Source organism: Terasakiella sp. SH-1 (genome assembly GCF_004564135.1).
In the GTDB taxonomy this organism is placed as follows: Bacteria; Pseudomonadota; Alphaproteobacteria; order Rhodospirillales; family Terasakiellaceae; genus Terasakiella.
Map to the genome: position 1 here is coordinate 3,400,967 of NZ_CP038255.1, position 15,953 is coordinate 3,416,919.

The following is a 15,953-nucleotide window of genomic DNA, read 5'->3' on the forward strand; positions in this document are numbered from 1 at the left end:
ATGAAAATCAGTGCAGGCAAAGCCGATGGTTTTATCAAAAACCCGCCGTCTGATATCCGCTGTATTCTCCTGTTTGGGCCAGATCAGGGCCTTGTTTTTGAACGTTCTAAAGCACTGGCGGCTTATACACTGGATGATATCAATGACCCGTTTAATACGGTCGTTTTGCAAGCCAGTGATGTCAAAAGCGATCCCGCGATTATCGCCGATGAAGCTGCTGCCATGTCCTTAACAGGCGGGCGGCGTTTTATCCGTATACAAGATGCAGCTGATAGTTTGACCTCAGCCTTTAAAACTTATTTCTCAGACCCTTTAGGGGATGCGATCATTGTTCTAGAAGCAGGTGAACTCTCTGCGCGTTCCACTTTACGCAAGCTGTTTGAAGGCGATAAATCACTCGCTGCTGCTGTGGCCTGTTACGGGGATGAGGGGCGAAACCTGTCTGAAGTTATTGCACAAACTTTACAAAAGCATGGGCTACGTGCTGATCGTGATGCCATGGGATACCTGCTTAATCACTTGGGCTCAGACCGTCAGGTCAGCCGGGGTGAGCTGGAAAAGCTTGCTATTTACATGGGGGATGAAACCATGGTCACAATGGACCATGCCATGGCCTGTGTTGGCGATAGTGGAGCATTTTCACTGGATAACGTGATCATGTCTGCGGCCAATGGTGATCATGGCGGACTTGAAACGGCCTTAATGCGGTGTTTTGATGAAGGTAATCAGCCCATCATGATCTTGCGCATGCTGGCACGTCATTTTCATCGTCTTCATATGGCAAAAGGCAGCATAAGCAAAGGCTATAACGCAGATGAAGCCTTAAAAAAACTACGCCCGCCTGTGATCTTTAAACAAGCCCCGGCTTTTAAAAAACAGCTTGCAAGCTGGGACCTGAAACGTATTGCCATGGCGATGGAGGTTATCACACAGGCTGAAATGGACTGTAAAGTCACTGGGAATCCGCCGGAAACAGTCTGCTCACGTGCCTTAATGCGCATTGCCCAAGCTGCACGTGCCCGGCGTTAAAATTTTCTAGCTAAACCAGGCCCGCCGATCACGTTCAAACAGACCTTCCATATACTGTTTCACCGCCTGAATCCGGGCTGTCTGGCTGGTATCTTCATGAGTCACCAGATAAATCGACATTTCAAAAAGGTCTGTGGGAAGGTCCAAAATAATCAAATCACTGACCGCATGGACATAAAAACGCGGTAACATGCCGATTCCCATGCCACTGCGCAACGCACTGACAAAACTCATGGCACTGTTGGTTTGAAAAACAACATCTTGATGATTTTTAACACTTTCCTGCCATAAAGAAAGCGCCTGACTTTCCTGGTAGCCCAGATAATCCACAAGTTTATGGCCGGATAAATCAGCCCAGTCCCTGGGCATGCCAAAAGAATCCACATAAGCCGGGGCGGCAAATACATGGAATTTGATCATTCCCACTTTACGGATTTTCAACGCAGGCTCTGTCGGTTCACTTAAACGAATGGCAATATCAGCTTCACGAGCAGAAAGGTCAACAAAATGCCCCTCGCTCATAACATCAAGGGAAATTTGAGGATAGGATTTTTGAAAGTCAACCAAATTGGGGGTCAACCAAAAAGACCCCAATCCATCAGTTACAGAAATACGCACCCGACCATTTAGTGCCTGATCATTTCCCTTGATCATATTTTCCAAATTCACAGCGGAATTTTCCATCTGTTGAACATGGTCCAATAAACGTCGCCCATCCGGAGTCAAGATCATGCCATAACGTTGACGGTCAAACAGCTTACACTGAAGTTCGCCTTCCAATTGATCAATGCGCCGACCCACTGTTGAGCCGTTAACAGACAGGCTCTCAGACGCTGCTGAGAAGCTCCCATTACGGGCAACCGATAGAAAATAGCGTAAATCATCCCAGTTCTGCATTTTTGCATATCCTTTTTGCATATTTGGCTATTTATTGCCATTTATATGCATGATAATCTATAAAAAATATCAATTTAAATGCTTTTTTGCAGAATTAACAATGATCACTCAAAAAAATGGATTTCAAATTAAAACGGGCTATCAAAATGGTCTCATTGGCTGGATCACCAGTCTACATGGACAGCATTATGCTGAACCATGGAAATTTGGAAAATTTTTCGAAAGTAAGGTTGCTCGTGAACTTTCTGACTTTATGGAAAACTTCCAGCCGTTAAATTCACAAATCTGGTCCATCGCCAAAGAAGGCGATTTTTTTGGCTCTCTGACTCTGGATGGAAGCCATGCCCATAAAGAGGGAGCCCATCTGAGATGGTTTATTCTTGATCCAGCTCTAAGAGGTCAGGGTTTTGGACACCTACTGTTGGATACGGCTATTGGCTTTGCCAAAGAACGACAGTACCCCTCAATCTATCTTTGGACTTTAGAAGGTTTGGAACCGGCAGGGCATCTGTATCGCTCCTGTGGATTTAAGCTGGAAAAATCTGCTCTCCAATCACAATGGGGAAGAGAAATTCAGGAAGAAAAGCTGCGTTTAATCTTCTAAAGGATAAAAAAAGAGGCTCAAAAATTTGAACCTCTCTCATAATATATTGATAAGTCTAGATTTAAAGCTTATCTAATTCTGCCTCAATATCAAATTCACTGACGGGATCAAGGGCTTCTTCTTCTGTGATCTGACCAGATTTTCCGTGATGACCATGGCTGAGACGATGAAGTAAATCATCTAATTGTTCCAATGTGGAATAATGCAGCGTCAGTGCCCCCCCCTTTGGTGACACTTTGATGTCTACTTTCACCCCAAGCAAGTCGGTTAAATCCCGTTCCAAGGCGACCGTATCAGCATCTTTTTCTTTTTTCGCCTTTGGTCGTGCCTGAACACCGGCTGTTTTCACCAGACTTTCCGTCTGGCGCACATTCAGACCTTTTTTAATGATCTGTTTGGCAATATCAGCAGGTTCATCACAATTTAACAGCGCACGGGCATGACCTGTAGAGATCAACCCATCTTCCAAATAGGTCTTTACATCGTCTGGCAGCGCCAAAAGACGCATCATATTGGCTACATGAGAGCGACTTTTACCCAAGGCTTTGGAAAGCGCTTCCTGCGTATGGCTGAATTCAGCCATCAAACGGTTATAGCCTTCGGCTTCTTCCAATGGTGAAAGGTCCTGGCGTTGCAGGTTTTCCACAAGGGCGATTTCAGCGGCATCACGGTCATCCATCTCTTTAACGATGACCGGAACTTCATGAAGCTGTGCACGTTGAGAAGCCTGCCAACGGCGTTCACCCGCGATAATTTCAAACTCACCATCGCGATCTGGATGGGGGCGAACCAGAATTGGCTGTAAAATTCCTTTTTCGCGAATAGAATCGGCTAAACCTTCAATGGCCTCTTCTTCAAAGTTGGTGCGTGGTTGGTATTTTCCCGGTGATAACAAGGTGATAGACACCGTTTTTTGATTACCACTTGAAAAAGGAACCACATTTGCCCCTTCTTCTCCTGTATCACTTTCAGAAGCGGCTATAACTTCTTGTTCTTCAACAACACTTGCGGTTTCTTCCCCCAAAAGGGCGGAAAGGCCACGACCAAGGCTGCGGCGTTTTTTATCTTTAGCCATTTTTTATGCTGCGCTCCTGTTTTCGCGTTTTAAAACTTCGCTGGCGAGATGCAAATAAGCTTTTGATCCCGCACAATTATGATCATAAAGAAGAACCGGCTTACCATGAGATGGTGCTTCAGAAACCCGAACATTTCGCGGAATGACGGTCTCATACACTTTTTCACCAAAAAAATCGCGCACATCATTAGCCACCATGTCACTGAGGTTATTGCGCTTATCAAACATGGTCAGCACAATGCCTTGAATATCAAGCTTGGCATTAAAGTTCTTTTTCACCCGATCAATAGTTTTGACCAAGGCGGATACCCCTTCCAAGGCAAAGAACTCGCATTGCAATGGCACCATCACCGCATCAGCGGCCACCAAGGCATTAATGGTCAACATGCCCAAAGCCGGTGGACAGTCAATCAGGACATAATCATAGCCAGAAATATCTTCGATGGCTTCGCGCAAGCAAAATTGCGGACGATCCAGTTCCGGAATTTCGATTTCAGCGGCGGCCAGGTCCGTACCAGACGGGATGACTTGCAAATTAGGAATATCACAGGTCTGAACAGCGGCATCAGACTCAATATCCCCCATTAAGACATGGTAGGCATTGCGGCTGCGTTGATCATGACCAATGCCAAGCCCTGTGCTGGCATTACCTTGCGGGTCCAGGTCCAAAACCAATGTCTTTTTCCCCACAGCTGCCAAAGCTGTTGCCAAATTAATGGTTGTTGTGGTTTTCCCCACCCCGCCTTTTTGGTTGGCAATCGCAATAATGCGTGGCACTTTTCCGATAGTCGCTTGATCCGTCATTTTCGTGTCATCCTTTCGATGATAAGAATCTGCCCTTGCGGGTCAGAAAGACTTCCTTTGCTCACATAATCGAAATCCCAGTTTTTCTGGGCTTCCATAATCTCTTCGTCAGCCTTTTTCCCTTTCAGGAAAATACAGCTTCCACCCTCTTTGCGCAAAACACTTGAAAAACCCAAGAGTTTGTCCAGAGTCGCCAAAGCCCGTGATGTCACTACATCAGCAAACTCGGCTTCTTTTACATCGTCGATTCGACAGTTATGGATGGTCACAGCTGTTTCTGTTACCCGTGCAGCTTCACGTACAAAAGCCATTTTACGCATATCAGAATCCACCAAATGTACATCTGGCACACCCATAATAGCCAAAACCAATCCGGGGAACCCTGCCCCACAACCAATATCGACCAGTGTTTTACAATTTTGAGGCAGATAGGGATAAACCTGAGCTGAATCCAGCAAATGACGGGTCCAAAGATCATCCAGTGTTGAATTGCTCACCAGATTGATTTTAGCCTGCCATTTCACCAACAGATCCCCATAGGCTTGCAACTTATCCAGTGTTTCACGTGAAACATTGAGTGCATCCCATTGATCTTGTTGTTTTGCGAAACCCATTTTTATCCCTTTTAAAAATCTTATAACCGAGATCATACCTGAAAAAGTCAGTAAGGTCTCGCTAAATTGATCCTCTTATTTAAGCTTAAGCAACTTTGTTTGAATTCTTGCGTTTAACGTAACTTAACAAAGCTGTCAGTGCCGCTGGCGTAATCCCGGAAATCCGTGCCGCCGCCCCTAAGGTCGATGGTTTATGTTCCGCCAGCTTGCTGCGGACCTCTGTCGACATGCCATCGATGGACATATAATCCAAATCTTCCGGCAGACTGAGGGATTCATCACGACGAAAGGCACGAATATCAGCTTCCTGGCGTTCGAGATAGCCCGCATAACGCCCTTCAATTTCCACCTGTTCGGCCACAGCCCCGGTAATGTTATTCAGTTCCGGCCAAATCTCTTTGACTTTATCTAACGTCACATCGGGGTAAGCCAACAAGGCCATGGCTGTACGACGACGGCCATCCATATTGACCTTAATGTCATATTTACCCAACTCTTGCGGGCTGGCGTTCAGCTCCGTCATACGCTGTTTAGCTTCAAAGATTGCTTTTTCTTTGGTTTCAAACGCAGAAGCACGAGAGGCAGAGACACAACCGATCTCCATCCCCAAGCGGGTCAAACGCTGATCTGCATTATCGGCACGCAAAATCAAACGATATTCGGCGCGCGAAGTAAACATACGGTACGGCTCATTGGTCCCCTTGGTCACCAGATCATCGGCCAACACACCGATATAAGCCGTGGCGCGATCAAAAATAAAGTTCTCTTCGCTCCCCGATGCTTTTAAGGCGGCATTCACCCCGGCCATCAAACCTTGGGCTGCTGCTTCTTCATAACCTGTCGTGCCATTGATCTGCCCGGCGAAATAGAGATGAGAAACTTTACGGGTCTCAAATGTCTCATAAAGTTCACGCGGATCGACAAAATCATATTCAATGGCATAAGCAGGTTTCAGCGCTTCGACTTTTTCCAATCCGGGGATGGAGCGCATGAAAGCCATTTGAATATCACGCGGCAAAGACGTCGAAATCCCATTGGGATAGACACTATCCGTATCAAGCCCTTCCGGTTCCAGGAAAATCTGGTGGCTGGTTTTTTCTGCAAAACGCACCACTTTATCTTCGATAGAAGGACAATAACGTGGCCCCCTGCCCTGAATCTGACCCGAATAAACCGGGGCCTGATCCATATTAGATCGAATAATCTCGTGCGTTTCTTCGGTCGTGCGGGTGATATAACACGGAATTTGTGGCGTCGTGATCTTATCGGTTAAAAAAGAGAACGGCTGCGGCGGAGTATCCCCATCCTGGCGCTGTAAACTATCCCAATCAATGGTCTTGCCATCCAGACGCGCCGGTGTCCCGGTTTTCAAACGACCCAGATCAAAATTCAAGCGGGCCAAAGTTTCAGCCAAACCGATAGAAGGCTCATCACCCATACGACCTGCCGGCCAGGTTTCCTTACCAATATGGATTAACCCATGAAGGAAAGTGCCTGTTGTCAGGATCACACTGCCTGCTTGCAGCTGTTCGCCAGAGCCCAGCACCACGCCTGTGACCCGTTTGTCATCAGAAGACATGAGCAAGTCTTCTGCCGTGCCTTCCATCAATTCTAAATTCTCATAAGAAGACAAGATGCCTTGGACCGCAGCTTTATAAAGTTTGCGATCTGCTTGGGCACGTGGTCCCCGCACGGCTGGTCCTTTGGACTGGTTGAGCATACGGAACTGAATGCCGCCTTCATCAATGGCGCGGCCCATCACCCCATCCAAAGCATCCACTTCGCGGACCAAATGCCCTTTCGCCAATCCACCGATGGCTGGATTGCACGACATTTCGCCAATTGCGTCTAATCTTTGTGTCAGCAACAGGGTTTTGGCACCCATCCGTGCACTTGCCGCCGCAGCTTCGCAGCCAGCATGTCCACCACCAATCACAATTACATCAAATGTCTTCATGTTCGGCAATGTATGTATGGCTCTAAATAGAGTCAATTTGGAAAATTAACTATTTTAAGTACTGTGGATAAGTCAGGGGAAAAGCCCGTTTATAATTAACGAATAATCAATCTTTTGATTTTTTGATTAGTCTTATCCGCCCAAAACCACCTCAGTGTTTCACGTGAAACACTCTATTTACCAATACAGAAATCACTAAAGACGATATCTAAAACATCTTCCACGTCGATTCGACCTGTGATTCGCCCCAAAGACCGGGTTGCCATACGTAAATCTTCTGCGGCCAGTTCTGGTAAATCAATATGAGCAAATCGTTCCAAAGCTTGCAGACATTCTTCCAGAGCTTCACGATGACGTGCCCGTGTTAAGGCAGGAGCCCCTGTCATCATACAACGGGTTGCAACTTCTTCTTCCAACTTGGCAAAAAACTCTGTCAGCCCCTCTTTTGATTTTGCAGATATATATATAGGCGTATGTCCTTTAATCTCAGAGATATCAGGCTTGTTATTGGTATCAATTTTATTGAGAACCACCAAACTATCTTCATCAATCAGATTGAGGGTTTTCTCATCCAGATCAGGATAATCCCCACAATCAAACATGACGACTTTAAGATCAGAAGATTGTGCCCGATCTTGTGCCCGCTTGATCCCTTCAATCTCAATCACATCTTCACTGTGACGAATACCTGCCGTATCGGACACCACAACCGGATAGCCACCAATATCGAGATGACTTTCAATAATATCACGTGTGGTCCCGGCAATATCAGAAACAATAGCTACTTCGCGTTTTGCCAGATGATTGAGCAGACTGGATTTCCCCGCATTGGGTGGACCAACAATAGCCAAACGTACCCCATCGCGAAGAAGCTCACCACGATGACCATCTTTGAGATGATCTTGAATTTCTGTTGTCAGTACATCAACCTGAGCACGCACACCGGCTTCGACTTCTTCTGGTAAATCTTCATCAGGGAAATCTATCACCGCTTCAAAATGGGCGAGAATACGCACAATTCGATCTGCCCAGTCATTATAAAGAGAACCCAAAGCCCCTTCCATCTGACGAAGTGCCTGTTTGGCCTGGGCACGGGTTTCTGCATGGATCAAATCAGCCAGACCTTCAGCCGCTGTAAGATCCATTTTGTCATTTTCAAAGGCACGACGGGTAAATTCCCCCGGTTCAGCCAAGCGCAATCCATCTATCTTAGATAAAGCATCCATCAGGGCCTGAACAACAGCACGTCCCCCATGGGTCTGAAATTCGACCACATCTTCACCGGTAAAGCTGTTGGGACCGGGGAAATAGAGCGCCAAGCCATCATCAATGGCCTCCCCATCATCGGGATCAATCAAATGAACCCGCGTAGCATAACGCGGGATAAAACTGTCTTTTTGAGAAAGTTTTTGTAACACATTCAATGCATGGGGGCCGCTGAGACGTACAACAGCCACACCGCAACGCCCGGCCCCACTGGCCAGTGCAAATATGGTTTGGTCCATCATTTTATTTTATCTTAGTCGTTTGAGCTGCCGCCCATGGGGTTTTTACCAAATTGGGACCAGAACATTTTCTGCAATTGCTCCATATTCGAAATCCCTGCGGGCAACCATGTTTTAAACAGGGTTTCCGGGTCCATGGCATTGAGGTTGTTTTTCATACGCTCTTCAACCTCTTTCATCATCATTTCCTGCATGGGCTTTACATCGGGTAGCCCCATAAAGGTACGGGCCTCTTCCGGTGTACAATCGACATTAATGGTGATTTTCATGAGTTCATCCCATCTCAATTGAATAATCTTGCCCCTAATGTGACAATCTTTTGGCTTAAGGTCCATCCCTCATAGAAAAAAGGGTTGTTATTTTTGTAAAAAAGCGAAACTCTTCAAGAAGAAAAGACACAATAATGAATAGGCTTCGCCATGTCCCACAATGAACTTGGCACACAAACCAGTCCTTACCTGTTACAACATGCTGATAACCCGGTCCATTGGAAAGCCTGGTCTGAGGATGTTTTTGCCCAGGCTCAGGAATTAAATAAACCAGTTTTGCTCTCCGTTGGCTATGCTGCATGCCATTGGTGCCATGTGATGGCCCATGAATCCTTTGAGGATATTGAAACCGCCCATTTGATGAATGATCTGTTCATCAATGTCAAAGTCGACCGGGAAGAACATCCCGATGTGGATGCCCTTTATCAAAAAGCCCTGTCTGTTATGGGGCAACAAGGGGGCTGGCCCCTCACTGTTTTTTTAACCCCTTCGGGTCATCCCTTCTGGGGAGGAACCTATTTTCCCTTAAAAGCCCTTTATGGTCGTCCGTCTTTTAAGGATGTGCTGCAATCAATTTCCAATGTTTTTCATACTCAAAAAGAAGACGTTGCCCAAAATGTTGAAGCGATCAGTGGCGCAATTGCAGAAGAAGCCATGCCAAAAGGCAATGGGCAAATGACGATTAAAAACCTGACTGATCTGGTTGGGTCCATTCATCAGGCCCTGGATAGCGATTTTGGCGGTCTGACAGGCGCACCAAAATTTCCCCAGCCTGTCCTGTTTGATTTCTTCTGGCGAGCTAATTGGCTGAAAAAAGATAAAAAGATCGAAGACCTGATCCATCTCTCCTTGGAACAAATGTGTTTGGGCGGCATTTATGATCATCTGAGCGGCGGTTTTGCCCGTTATTCCACCGATCAGGAATGGCTGGTGCCCCATTTTGAAAAAATGCTCTATGACAATGCACTGTTGGTTTCTCTTCTCACCATGGTTTGGCGCAAGCATCCCGAACCCTTGTTTAAACGCACCATTGAAGAAACCATCGGCTGGGCCATTGAAGAAATGACCATCAGAACACCAAAAGGAGCCGTGTTTGCAGCCGCCCTGGATGCCGATAGCGAAGGGGTCGAAGGGAAATTTTATGTTTGGGATGAACATGAGATTGACCAAATTCTTGGTAATCACTCAAAATCATTTAAAGATGCTTATGATGTCACGTCACGGGGAAATTGGGAAAATAAAAATATTCTGCGCCGTGTAACACCTTTTACCTCCCTCAGTGATGAAAAAACTCTCAATAAATGTCGTCGCATACTTTATCAAGAACGTCACAAACGCATTGCCCCAGCACGTGATGATAAAGTTTTGCTGGATTGGAACGCCATGATGGTCAAGGCCCTGTGTGAAGCCGGACTGGTGTTTGAACGTGAAGACTGGATCAAACGAGCAGAAGAAAGCTATCATGCCCTATTAGACATCATGGATCATTCTGGAAAAGAACTTCACCATAGCTGGTGTAACGGCATTACCGGGGCCAAAGCTTATCTAGAAGATTATACCAATCTGGGTATGGCGGCCCTCGCCCTTTATGAAGTCACAGGCAAAGAAGAGTATTTTAAAAATGCTAAAACCTGGGCTGAATTACTTTTCGAACAATTCCTTGATCCTAAATCCGGGGCTTATACCATGTCCAGCCGCCCCACCGTGGCACAAATAGAAATTCAACAAAAACCGGTCCATGATAACGCCACCCCGTCTGGTAATGGTCTAATGGCTAATCTTCTCGTGGACCTCTATCACTTAAGTGGTGAAGAAAAATACAAGGAACGCTTTGAAAAATTACTCACAGCATTTGGCTCCCCCCATCCAAATGATATCTTTGGGATGCCCGGATTATGTTCAGCCCTGCTTCGTTTTGAAAAAATGGAAACCATTGCGATTTTAGGTACAAAAACAGATAAAGAAACTAAATCATTGATAAAAAAGGCTTCTTATTATCCTTCCCCCTCTAGAAAGCTTCTACTAGGTGGAAAACAGGGGAAAATTGATGGTCCAGCCTTACTTAAAGACAAAAAAATGATCGACAAAAAGCCAACCGCTTATGTCTGTCAATTTGGCACCTGTTCTCTCCCCATTACCAGTGAAGATGAAATGGAAGGAACCTTAAGCTCCCTGCCAGATCGTCCATAAGGGCGATTAATGGGAGTCGTCTCTTTTCATAATTTAAGAACCGAAACAAAAAAACTACATATGAATCCAAAAAGGACAAAGATGGAAATTAAATGTACTTCAATTATGACAGCCGTAGGCACCCTGTCCTGTTTTGAAGAAAATGAAAAAATCATTGTGCTGGAATGGGGACAAGTCCCCCAAGGAATTGAAACCCCTCTTCTCAAAGAAGCCAAAGCCCAGCTTTCAGCCTATTTTAGTGCAAAGCTCACTGAATTTGATCTTCCCCTTGATCCTATGGGAACAGATCATCAGAAAAAAGTCTGGCAAAAAATGATTGAAATTCCTTTTGGTCAAACCCGCCCTTATGGGGAAATTGCCAAAGAACTGAACAGCAGCGCGCAAGCCGTTGGAAGTGCCTGTGGTAAAAACCCCATTCCCATTCTCATTCCGTGCCATCGTATTGTTGGATCAAACGGCAATATGGGCGGCTATTCCGGAGGGGAAGGACTGGAAACCAAGCTTCAACTCTTGCGTATGGAAGAAGCCATTCTTAGGGCCAGGACCCATTAATCACGAAATTAACACTCTAATGCCATCCTCGCGAATGTGGGGATAATTGAACAAGGAAAAATCATGACCCATGCAATCCGTATCCATGAACCCGGTGGCCCCGAAGCCCTGTCTTTCGATCAGATTGATCTGAATGATCCTAAAGAAAATGAAGTTCAAATCCGATTTAAAGCCATTGGACTTAACTTCATTGATTGTTATCACCGCAGTGGTCTCTATCCTGTCCCTGCCCTGCCTCATACCATTGGCATGGAAGGAGCTGGTGTGATTGAAGCTCTCGGTTCAAATGTGACAGAATTTTCTGTCGGTCAACGAGTTTGCATTGGCGCAGCCTTGGGCTGTTACACCGAAGTTGGTAATTTCGATCAAAATGTCGTTGTACCTCTGCCCGATGAAATTGAATTTGAAACAGCGGCTGCCATGATGTTGAAGGGAATGACAGCTCATTACCTTTTACGTCGTATTTATAAAGTGACAGAAAAAGATACCATCCTTTTCCACGCAGCCGCTGGCGGAGTGGGTTCCATTGCCACCCAATGGGCAAAATCCTTAGGCACAACTGTGATTGGTACCGTCGGTTCTTTAGATAAAGCCAAACTTGCCAAAGAACAGGGCTGTGATTTCCCTATTCTCTATCGTGAAGAAAATTTCACCGATCGTGTGCAGGATATCACCAATGGTGAAGGTGTCCCTGTGGTCTATGATTCCATTGGGGCAGCAACTTTTGAAGGTTCCCTTGATTGTTTGCGTCCACTAGGGATGATGGTTACTTATGGCAATGCAACAGGCCCTGTGCCAGATTTCTCCCCTGCCCTGCTGGCCCAAAAAGGTTCTCTTTTCATCACACGCCCCAGCCTGATGCATTATGTGGCCAAACGTGAAGACCTGCTGTGGGCAGCAAATGATCTCTTTGATGTGGTGAAATCAGGAGCGGTTCAAATTCATGTAAATCAAACATATGATCTTAAAGATGCCGCCCAGGCCCATCGTGATTTGGAAGATCGCAAAACCACGGGCTCAACCATTCTTATTCCTTAAAAAGATAGGTCGTCCTCAACTTGATTGGGGACCTTTCTCCTTTGAGAAAAAGGTCTCCACATTCGCGAGGACGACAATCAATGATCAAAACTTCCCAGCTCGAAAATCTTCAAAAGCCTGATAGATTTCTTCTCGTGTATTCATCACGAAAGGACCATGACGGGCAATGGGTTCCTTGATCGGATCAGCAGACAACAAAATAAACCGTCCCCCTTCTGGTCCTGCTTTTACAGACAAGACATCACCATCTTCCAATGTGACCAAACGGTCCGTTTCAATATCTTCCCCATCTAAATGGATGCTGCCTTCAAAAGCATAAAGAAAAGCAGATTGTCCTTCAGGAAGGGGCAGATCAATTTTACTCTCTGCCTGCATAGCAAGGTCAAGGAAAATGGGCTTAGTAACAATTTCCTGAACCGGACCTTTAAGACCCAAAATTTCACCAGCGATGACTTTTAACGTCCCTACCCCGTCAATTTCTTTCACCACAATATCTTGTGCAGAAAGGTCTTGATAACGTGGGGCTGTCATTTTTTGGTCTGCGGGCAAATTCACCCAAAGCTGAAATCCTTTCATCAACCCATCTGTTTGTTCCGGCATTTCAGAATGAACAATACCCCGACCAGCTGTCATCCATTGTGCCCCACCCGTTTCCAGTAAACCTTCGTTACCCGCACTATCGCGGTGGCGCATTTTACCGTGAAGCATATAAGTCACCGTTTCAAATCCCCGGTGCGGATGGTCTGGAAATCCGGCGATATAATCAGCCCCCTCTTCTGAGCCAAACACATCTAAAAGCAAAAAGGGATCAAATGTATTAAGTGTCGGCGTGCCAATCACCCGTTTAATTTTCACCCCTGCCCCATCGCTGACTTCAATGGGACTGACAATTTGATCAATGGTTCTCTGTTTCATTTTTCTCTCTTTCATCTCATCTCTATTTACCCTTAAGATAAAACGAAACCCGGCTTTCGATTAGAGGCCCAATTGGAAACAAATTGTTTCACGTGAAACGCTCAATAAGAAATGGGAATAGATATGCGCTTTTTTATCTTTGTCATCACAATCATTATGATCCCCCCTCAACAGGCATCTGCTTTTGATTTGCTAAACACCTTAAAAAAGACTGTTGAAGAAAATGTGCAGATTCCGGGGGCCACAAAATCATTGGGTCTTAGTGAACAACAAATTATTGAGGGGCTTCAAGAAGCCCTTAGGGTTGGTACAGAAACAGTCACCAAACAAATTGGAGCTGTAGATGGATATAATACGGACCCACAAATCCATATCCCCTTGCCTGATGAACTACAACAGGTTCAAAATCTACTGACAAAATTCGGTCTCTCTGCCCTGGCTGATGATGTTGAATTAAAGCTCAATCGCGCAGCTGAACAGGCTGCTCCCTTAGCCAAGGATATCATCTGGAAAACCATCAATGAGATGAAACTGCAAGATGCCAAAGCCATTTACAATGGCCCCAAGGATGCGGCCACACAGTATTTTAAAAAGGTGGCTTCAACTGACCTTCAACAAACCATCACTCCCATTGCTGAAAACAGCCTGAAAGATGTTGGGGCCTTAAACGCTTATGACACTCTGATCGGACAATATAAATCCCTTCCCTTTGTCCCTGATGTAAAAGCTGATCTGGTCAATCACACGACCAAATTAGCTATGGAGGGGATTTTTTATTATCTTGCCCGTGAAGAAGCTGCTATTCGTGAAAATCCGGCCAAACGTACGACTGAAATTTTAAAAACTGTCTTTGGAAAATGATCGTCTCTATCTTTCAAAAGTATCTCCATTCCCTGTCCATCTCAAAACTGAATGTGGTCAGCGTTTTTATCACTTTAGGCGGCATCACGGCGTTGGTTATCGCCATCTGTGCCCCTATCCTGTTTTGGGCAGAAACAGGGGCTGAGGAAGCGAATATTAAAAGCTGGGAAGATGCCTTGTGGCTCTCCTTTATGATTGTCACCACCATCGGTTTTGGCGATTTTTACCCCATTACCGGAATTGGCCGCTTGGTTGCCATCCCGCTTGCCGCCACAGGAATTGGCGTGTTTGGAACACTGGCAGGTTATATTGGATCCATTGTCCTGGATAAAGTTGTGCGTCAAGCCACAACCGATATGCTGCATCAACAAAATGAGCGTATTGAAGGACTTGCCAAACAAAACAATGAACTCAATGCCCATATTAAAGACATTGCTTCAGAAAATAAAAAACTGAACCGCTTGATTGTTGAACTGAGCCAAAACAATCAGGACCTGAATGAAAAGATTGGTCGTGATACAGATGAAATTTTAAAGGCTTTGAAAGAAAGATAAAATACGTCATCCTCGCGAATGCGGGGATCTCTTTCATCATAAAAGATTCCCGATCTAGCCGGGAATGACATTTTGGTTAATCAAAATCCGCAGGTGCTTTGCCCTTTTTCCCTGCCCCTGGTTTCCATTCATCAGATCGTTCAATTTTACCATCAGGGGTAAAAGCAGCCAGACAGTTCTTAATCGCCTTGACCTTATCTTTATGAGGCTTCATACGCACGCGAATATGATCCCATAAAAAACGGTTAAATAAACCACCATAGACCTTGCGATGGAACCGTTCAGCACGCGAAACCGCCCGACAGTAGGCATAATCAATATGATCTTCTGTTAACAATGGCGGTTTTTCCAAAATGGTAAAATACATCGCCAAGACAGATTCATAACGTGAGCGCCCTTTTTGTGCCGATAAACGATCCGGGGCGGCATGAGGCAACAACCCCACATCCCCAAAGACGCGTGCCCCCTTTTCATGGGCGAAAAGGCGGAAAAACAGCATCTGATCGGGCGAAACCAGACGGGGATCACATCCCCCCACTTGTTGATAATAGCTTTTCTTAAACAGCATACAGGTGGAATTAGCCGGATTATTGCGAATGAAAAAACGCAACCCATCTTCCATCACTTCCATCTGAGGTTCTGAAACTTCACGCTCTAACGGATCTTCCTCGCCTTGCCATTCAAAATAGGATGAATGACCCCAGGCATGATTGACGTTGAATTTCTCACAAGCTTCAATCAACCATTTTGAGGATTGCGGTGTCAGCAGATCATCCCCATCACACAGTTTGATCCATTCATGACTTGCTGCCTCAACCCCCGCATTCGTGCCCCAGGAAGCCCCTAGGTTTTCCTGTTCGATGATGATGGTTTTAGCCTTTAAATCCTTTGTACAGTCTTTAATCACCTGTACAGAGCTATCTGAAGACCCATCATCAACAAAGATATATTCCCGTTCATCAATATCTATTTGTGCCTCAAGAGATCGGATCACTTCGGGCAGATATTCTTCTTTATTGAAAACGGTAATGACGTAGGAAACAGCAGTCATTTTATCTTCCTCATGTCATAAAAAATATCCCCGCTTTC

Annotated in this window: 16 protein-coding genes; 7 read left to right on the forward strand and 9 right to left on the reverse strand. The window is 45.5% G+C overall.

Annotated elements, in window-relative coordinates:
* Window positions 1-1,029: a DNA polymerase III subunit delta gene (holA, locus tag E4K71_RS15980; RefSeq protein ID WP_135081268.1), complete on the forward strand. Its 1,029-nt coding sequence runs from the start codon at window positions 1-3 to the stop codon at window positions 1,027-1,029.
* A 6-nt stretch (window positions 1,030-1,035) separates the two neighbouring features.
* Here holA and E4K71_RS15985 read toward each other — a convergent pair whose 3' ends face one another.
* Window positions 1,036-1,926, reverse strand: coding sequence for a LysR family transcriptional regulator (locus E4K71_RS15985; RefSeq protein ID WP_167730634.1), 891 nt, complete (start codon window positions 1,924-1,926; stop codon window positions 1,036-1,038).
* Between the two features lie 100 nt (window positions 1,927-2,026).
* On the opposite strand from E4K71_RS15985, the gene E4K71_RS15990 reads away from it, so the two are divergent.
* Window positions 2,027-2,530, forward strand: a complete 504-nt coding sequence (locus tag E4K71_RS15990; protein WP_167730636.1) for a GNAT family N-acetyltransferase — start codon at window positions 2,027-2,029, stop codon at window positions 2,528-2,530.
* 61 nt (window positions 2,531-2,591) lie between these two features.
* Here the strand turns inward: E4K71_RS15990 and E4K71_RS15995 are convergent, their stop codons facing one another.
* The 6 genes from E4K71_RS15995 to E4K71_RS16020 form a co-directional block, all read right to left on the reverse strand.
* On the reverse strand, window positions 2,592-3,605 hold the full coding sequence (locus E4K71_RS15995) for a ParB/RepB/Spo0J family partition protein (protein WP_135081271.1): 1,014 nt from the start codon (window positions 3,603-3,605) through the stop codon (window positions 2,592-2,594).
* Between the two features lie 3 nt (window positions 3,606-3,608).
* Window positions 3,609-4,409, reverse strand: a complete 801-nt coding sequence (locus E4K71_RS16000) for a ParA family protein (protein WP_135081272.1) — start codon at window positions 4,407-4,409, stop codon at window positions 3,609-3,611.
* Window positions 4,406-5,023, reverse strand: coding sequence for a 16S rRNA (guanine(527)-N(7))-methyltransferase RsmG (rsmG, locus tag E4K71_RS16005; RefSeq protein WP_135081273.1), 618 nt, complete (start codon window positions 5,021-5,023; stop codon window positions 4,406-4,408). Before rsmG ends, E4K71_RS16000 begins: the two co-directional genes overlap by 4 nt.
* Before the next feature lie 85 nt (window positions 5,024-5,108).
* Window positions 5,109-6,980, reverse strand: coding sequence for a tRNA uridine-5-carboxymethylaminomethyl(34) synthesis enzyme MnmG (gene mnmG / locus E4K71_RS16010; protein ID WP_135081274.1), 1,872 nt, complete (start codon window positions 6,978-6,980; stop codon window positions 5,109-5,111).
* A gap of 173 nt (window positions 6,981-7,153) precedes the next feature.
* Complete coding sequence (gene mnmE, locus E4K71_RS16015; protein ID WP_240796834.1) at window positions 7,154-8,488, reverse strand: tRNA uridine-5-carboxymethylaminomethyl(34) synthesis GTPase MnmE; 1,335 nt, start codon at window positions 8,486-8,488, stop codon at window positions 7,154-7,156.
* A gap of 11 nt (window positions 8,489-8,499) precedes the next feature.
* Window positions 8,500-8,754: a DUF6489 family protein gene (locus E4K71_RS16020; RefSeq protein WP_135081275.1), complete on the reverse strand. Its 255-nt coding sequence runs from the start codon at window positions 8,752-8,754 to the stop codon at window positions 8,500-8,502.
* Window positions 8,755-8,904: 150 nt separating this feature from the next.
* Here E4K71_RS16020 and E4K71_RS16025 point away from each other — a divergent pair, with 150 nt between their 5' ends.
* The 3 genes from E4K71_RS16025 to E4K71_RS16035 all read left to right on the forward strand — a co-directional run bounded on the left by E4K71_RS16025 (window position 8,905) and on the right by E4K71_RS16035 (window position 12,534).
* Window positions 8,905-10,944: a thioredoxin domain-containing protein gene (locus tag E4K71_RS16025; protein ID WP_135081276.1), complete on the forward strand. Its 2,040-nt coding sequence runs from the start codon at window positions 8,905-8,907 to the stop codon at window positions 10,942-10,944.
* Between the two features lie 105 nt (window positions 10,945-11,049).
* Complete coding sequence (locus E4K71_RS16030; RefSeq protein ID WP_240796835.1) at window positions 11,050-11,496, forward strand: methylated-DNA--[protein]-cysteine S-methyltransferase; 447 nt, start codon at window positions 11,050-11,052, stop codon at window positions 11,494-11,496.
* A gap of 63 nt (window positions 11,497-11,559) precedes the next feature.
* The gene (locus tag E4K71_RS16035) at window positions 11,560-12,534 is read left to right on the forward strand and encodes a quinone oxidoreductase (RefSeq protein ID WP_135081278.1); all 975 of its coding nucleotides are present in this window, start codon (window positions 11,560-11,562) and stop codon (window positions 12,532-12,534) included.
* 84 nt (window positions 12,535-12,618) lie between these two features.
* On the opposite strand, the gene E4K71_RS16040 is transcribed toward E4K71_RS16035, so the two are convergent.
* Window positions 12,619-13,449 carry a pirin family protein gene (locus E4K71_RS16040; RefSeq protein WP_135081279.1) on the reverse strand — a complete coding sequence of 277 codons (831 nt, stop codon included), beginning with the start codon at window positions 13,447-13,449 and terminating at the stop codon, window positions 12,619-12,621.
* 123 nt (window positions 13,450-13,572) lie between these two features.
* On the opposite strand from E4K71_RS16040, the gene E4K71_RS16045 reads away from it, so the two are divergent.
* Both E4K71_RS16045 and E4K71_RS16050 read left to right on the forward strand, forming a co-directional pair.
* Complete coding sequence (locus E4K71_RS16045) at window positions 13,573-14,310, forward strand: DUF4197 domain-containing protein (protein ID WP_167730638.1); 738 nt, start codon at window positions 13,573-13,575, stop codon at window positions 14,308-14,310.
* A complete protein-coding gene (locus tag E4K71_RS16050) occupies window positions 14,307-14,864 on the forward strand; it encodes a potassium channel family protein (protein ID WP_135081281.1) in 558 nt (185 codons plus the stop codon). The genes E4K71_RS16045 and E4K71_RS16050 overlap by 4 nt, the downstream gene beginning before the upstream one ends.
* Before the next feature lie 76 nt (window positions 14,865-14,940).
* Here E4K71_RS16050 and E4K71_RS16055 read toward each other — a convergent pair whose 3' ends face one another.
* Window positions 14,941-15,915 carry a glycosyltransferase family A protein gene (locus E4K71_RS16055; protein ID WP_135081282.1) on the reverse strand — a complete coding sequence of 325 codons (975 nt, stop codon included), beginning with the start codon at window positions 15,913-15,915 and terminating at the stop codon, window positions 14,941-14,943.
* Window positions 15,916-15,953: the final 38 nt, after the last annotated feature.

Bases quoted from the DNA above. Each gene is read 5' to 3' on its own strand.
- E4K71_RS16030 (WP_240796835.1), top strand. From the start codon at position 11,050: ATGACAGCCGTAGGCACCCTGTCCTGTTTTGAAGAAAATGAAAAAATC.
- E4K71_RS16040 (WP_135081279.1), bottom strand. From the start codon at position 13,449: ATGAAACAGAGAACCATTGATCAAATTGTCAGTCCCATTGAAGTCAGC.
- E4K71_RS16035 (WP_135081278.1), top strand. From the start codon at position 11,560: ATGACCCATGCAATCCGTATCCATGAACCCGGTGGCCCCGAAGCCCTG.
- E4K71_RS16055 (WP_135081282.1), bottom strand. From the start codon at position 15,915: ATGACTGCTGTTTCCTACGTCATTACCGTTTTCAATAAAGAAGAATAT.
- E4K71_RS16000 (WP_135081272.1), bottom strand. From the start codon at position 4,409: ATGACGGATCAAGCGACTATCGGAAAAGTGCCACGCATTATTGCGATT.
- mnmE (WP_240796834.1), bottom strand. From the start codon at position 8,488: ATGATGGACCAAACCATATTTGCACTGGCCAGTGGGGCCGGGCGTTGC.
- E4K71_RS16050 (WP_135081281.1), top strand. From the start codon at position 14,307: ATGATCGTCTCTATCTTTCAAAAGTATCTCCATTCCCTGTCCATCTCA.
- E4K71_RS15985 (WP_167730634.1), bottom strand. From the start codon at position 1,926: ATGCAGAACTGGGATGATTTACGCTATTTTCTATCGGTTGCCCGTAAT.
- E4K71_RS15990 (WP_167730636.1), top strand. From the start codon at position 2,027: ATGATCACTCAAAAAAATGGATTTCAAATTAAAACGGGCTATCAAAAT.
- E4K71_RS16025 (WP_135081276.1), top strand. From the start codon at position 8,905: ATGTCCCACAATGAACTTGGCACACAAACCAGTCCTTACCTGTTACAA.
- E4K71_RS16020 (WP_135081275.1), bottom strand. From the start codon at position 8,754: ATGAAAATCACCATTAATGTCGATTGTACACCGGAAGAGGCCCGTACC.
- holA (WP_135081268.1), top strand. From the start codon at position 1: ATGAAAATCAGTGCAGGCAAAGCCGATGGTTTTATCAAAAACCCGCCG.
- E4K71_RS16045 (WP_167730638.1), top strand. From the start codon at position 13,573: ATGCGCTTTTTTATCTTTGTCATCACAATCATTATGATCCCCCCTCAA.
- mnmG (WP_135081274.1), bottom strand. From the start codon at position 6,980: ATGAAGACATTTGATGTAATTGTGATTGGTGGTGGACATGCTGGCTGC.
- E4K71_RS15995 (WP_135081271.1), bottom strand. From the start codon at position 3,605: ATGGCTAAAGATAAAAAACGCCGCAGCCTTGGTCGTGGCCTTTCCGCC.
- rsmG (WP_135081273.1), bottom strand. From the start codon at position 5,023: ATGGGTTTCGCAAAACAACAAGATCAATGGGATGCACTCAATGTTTCA.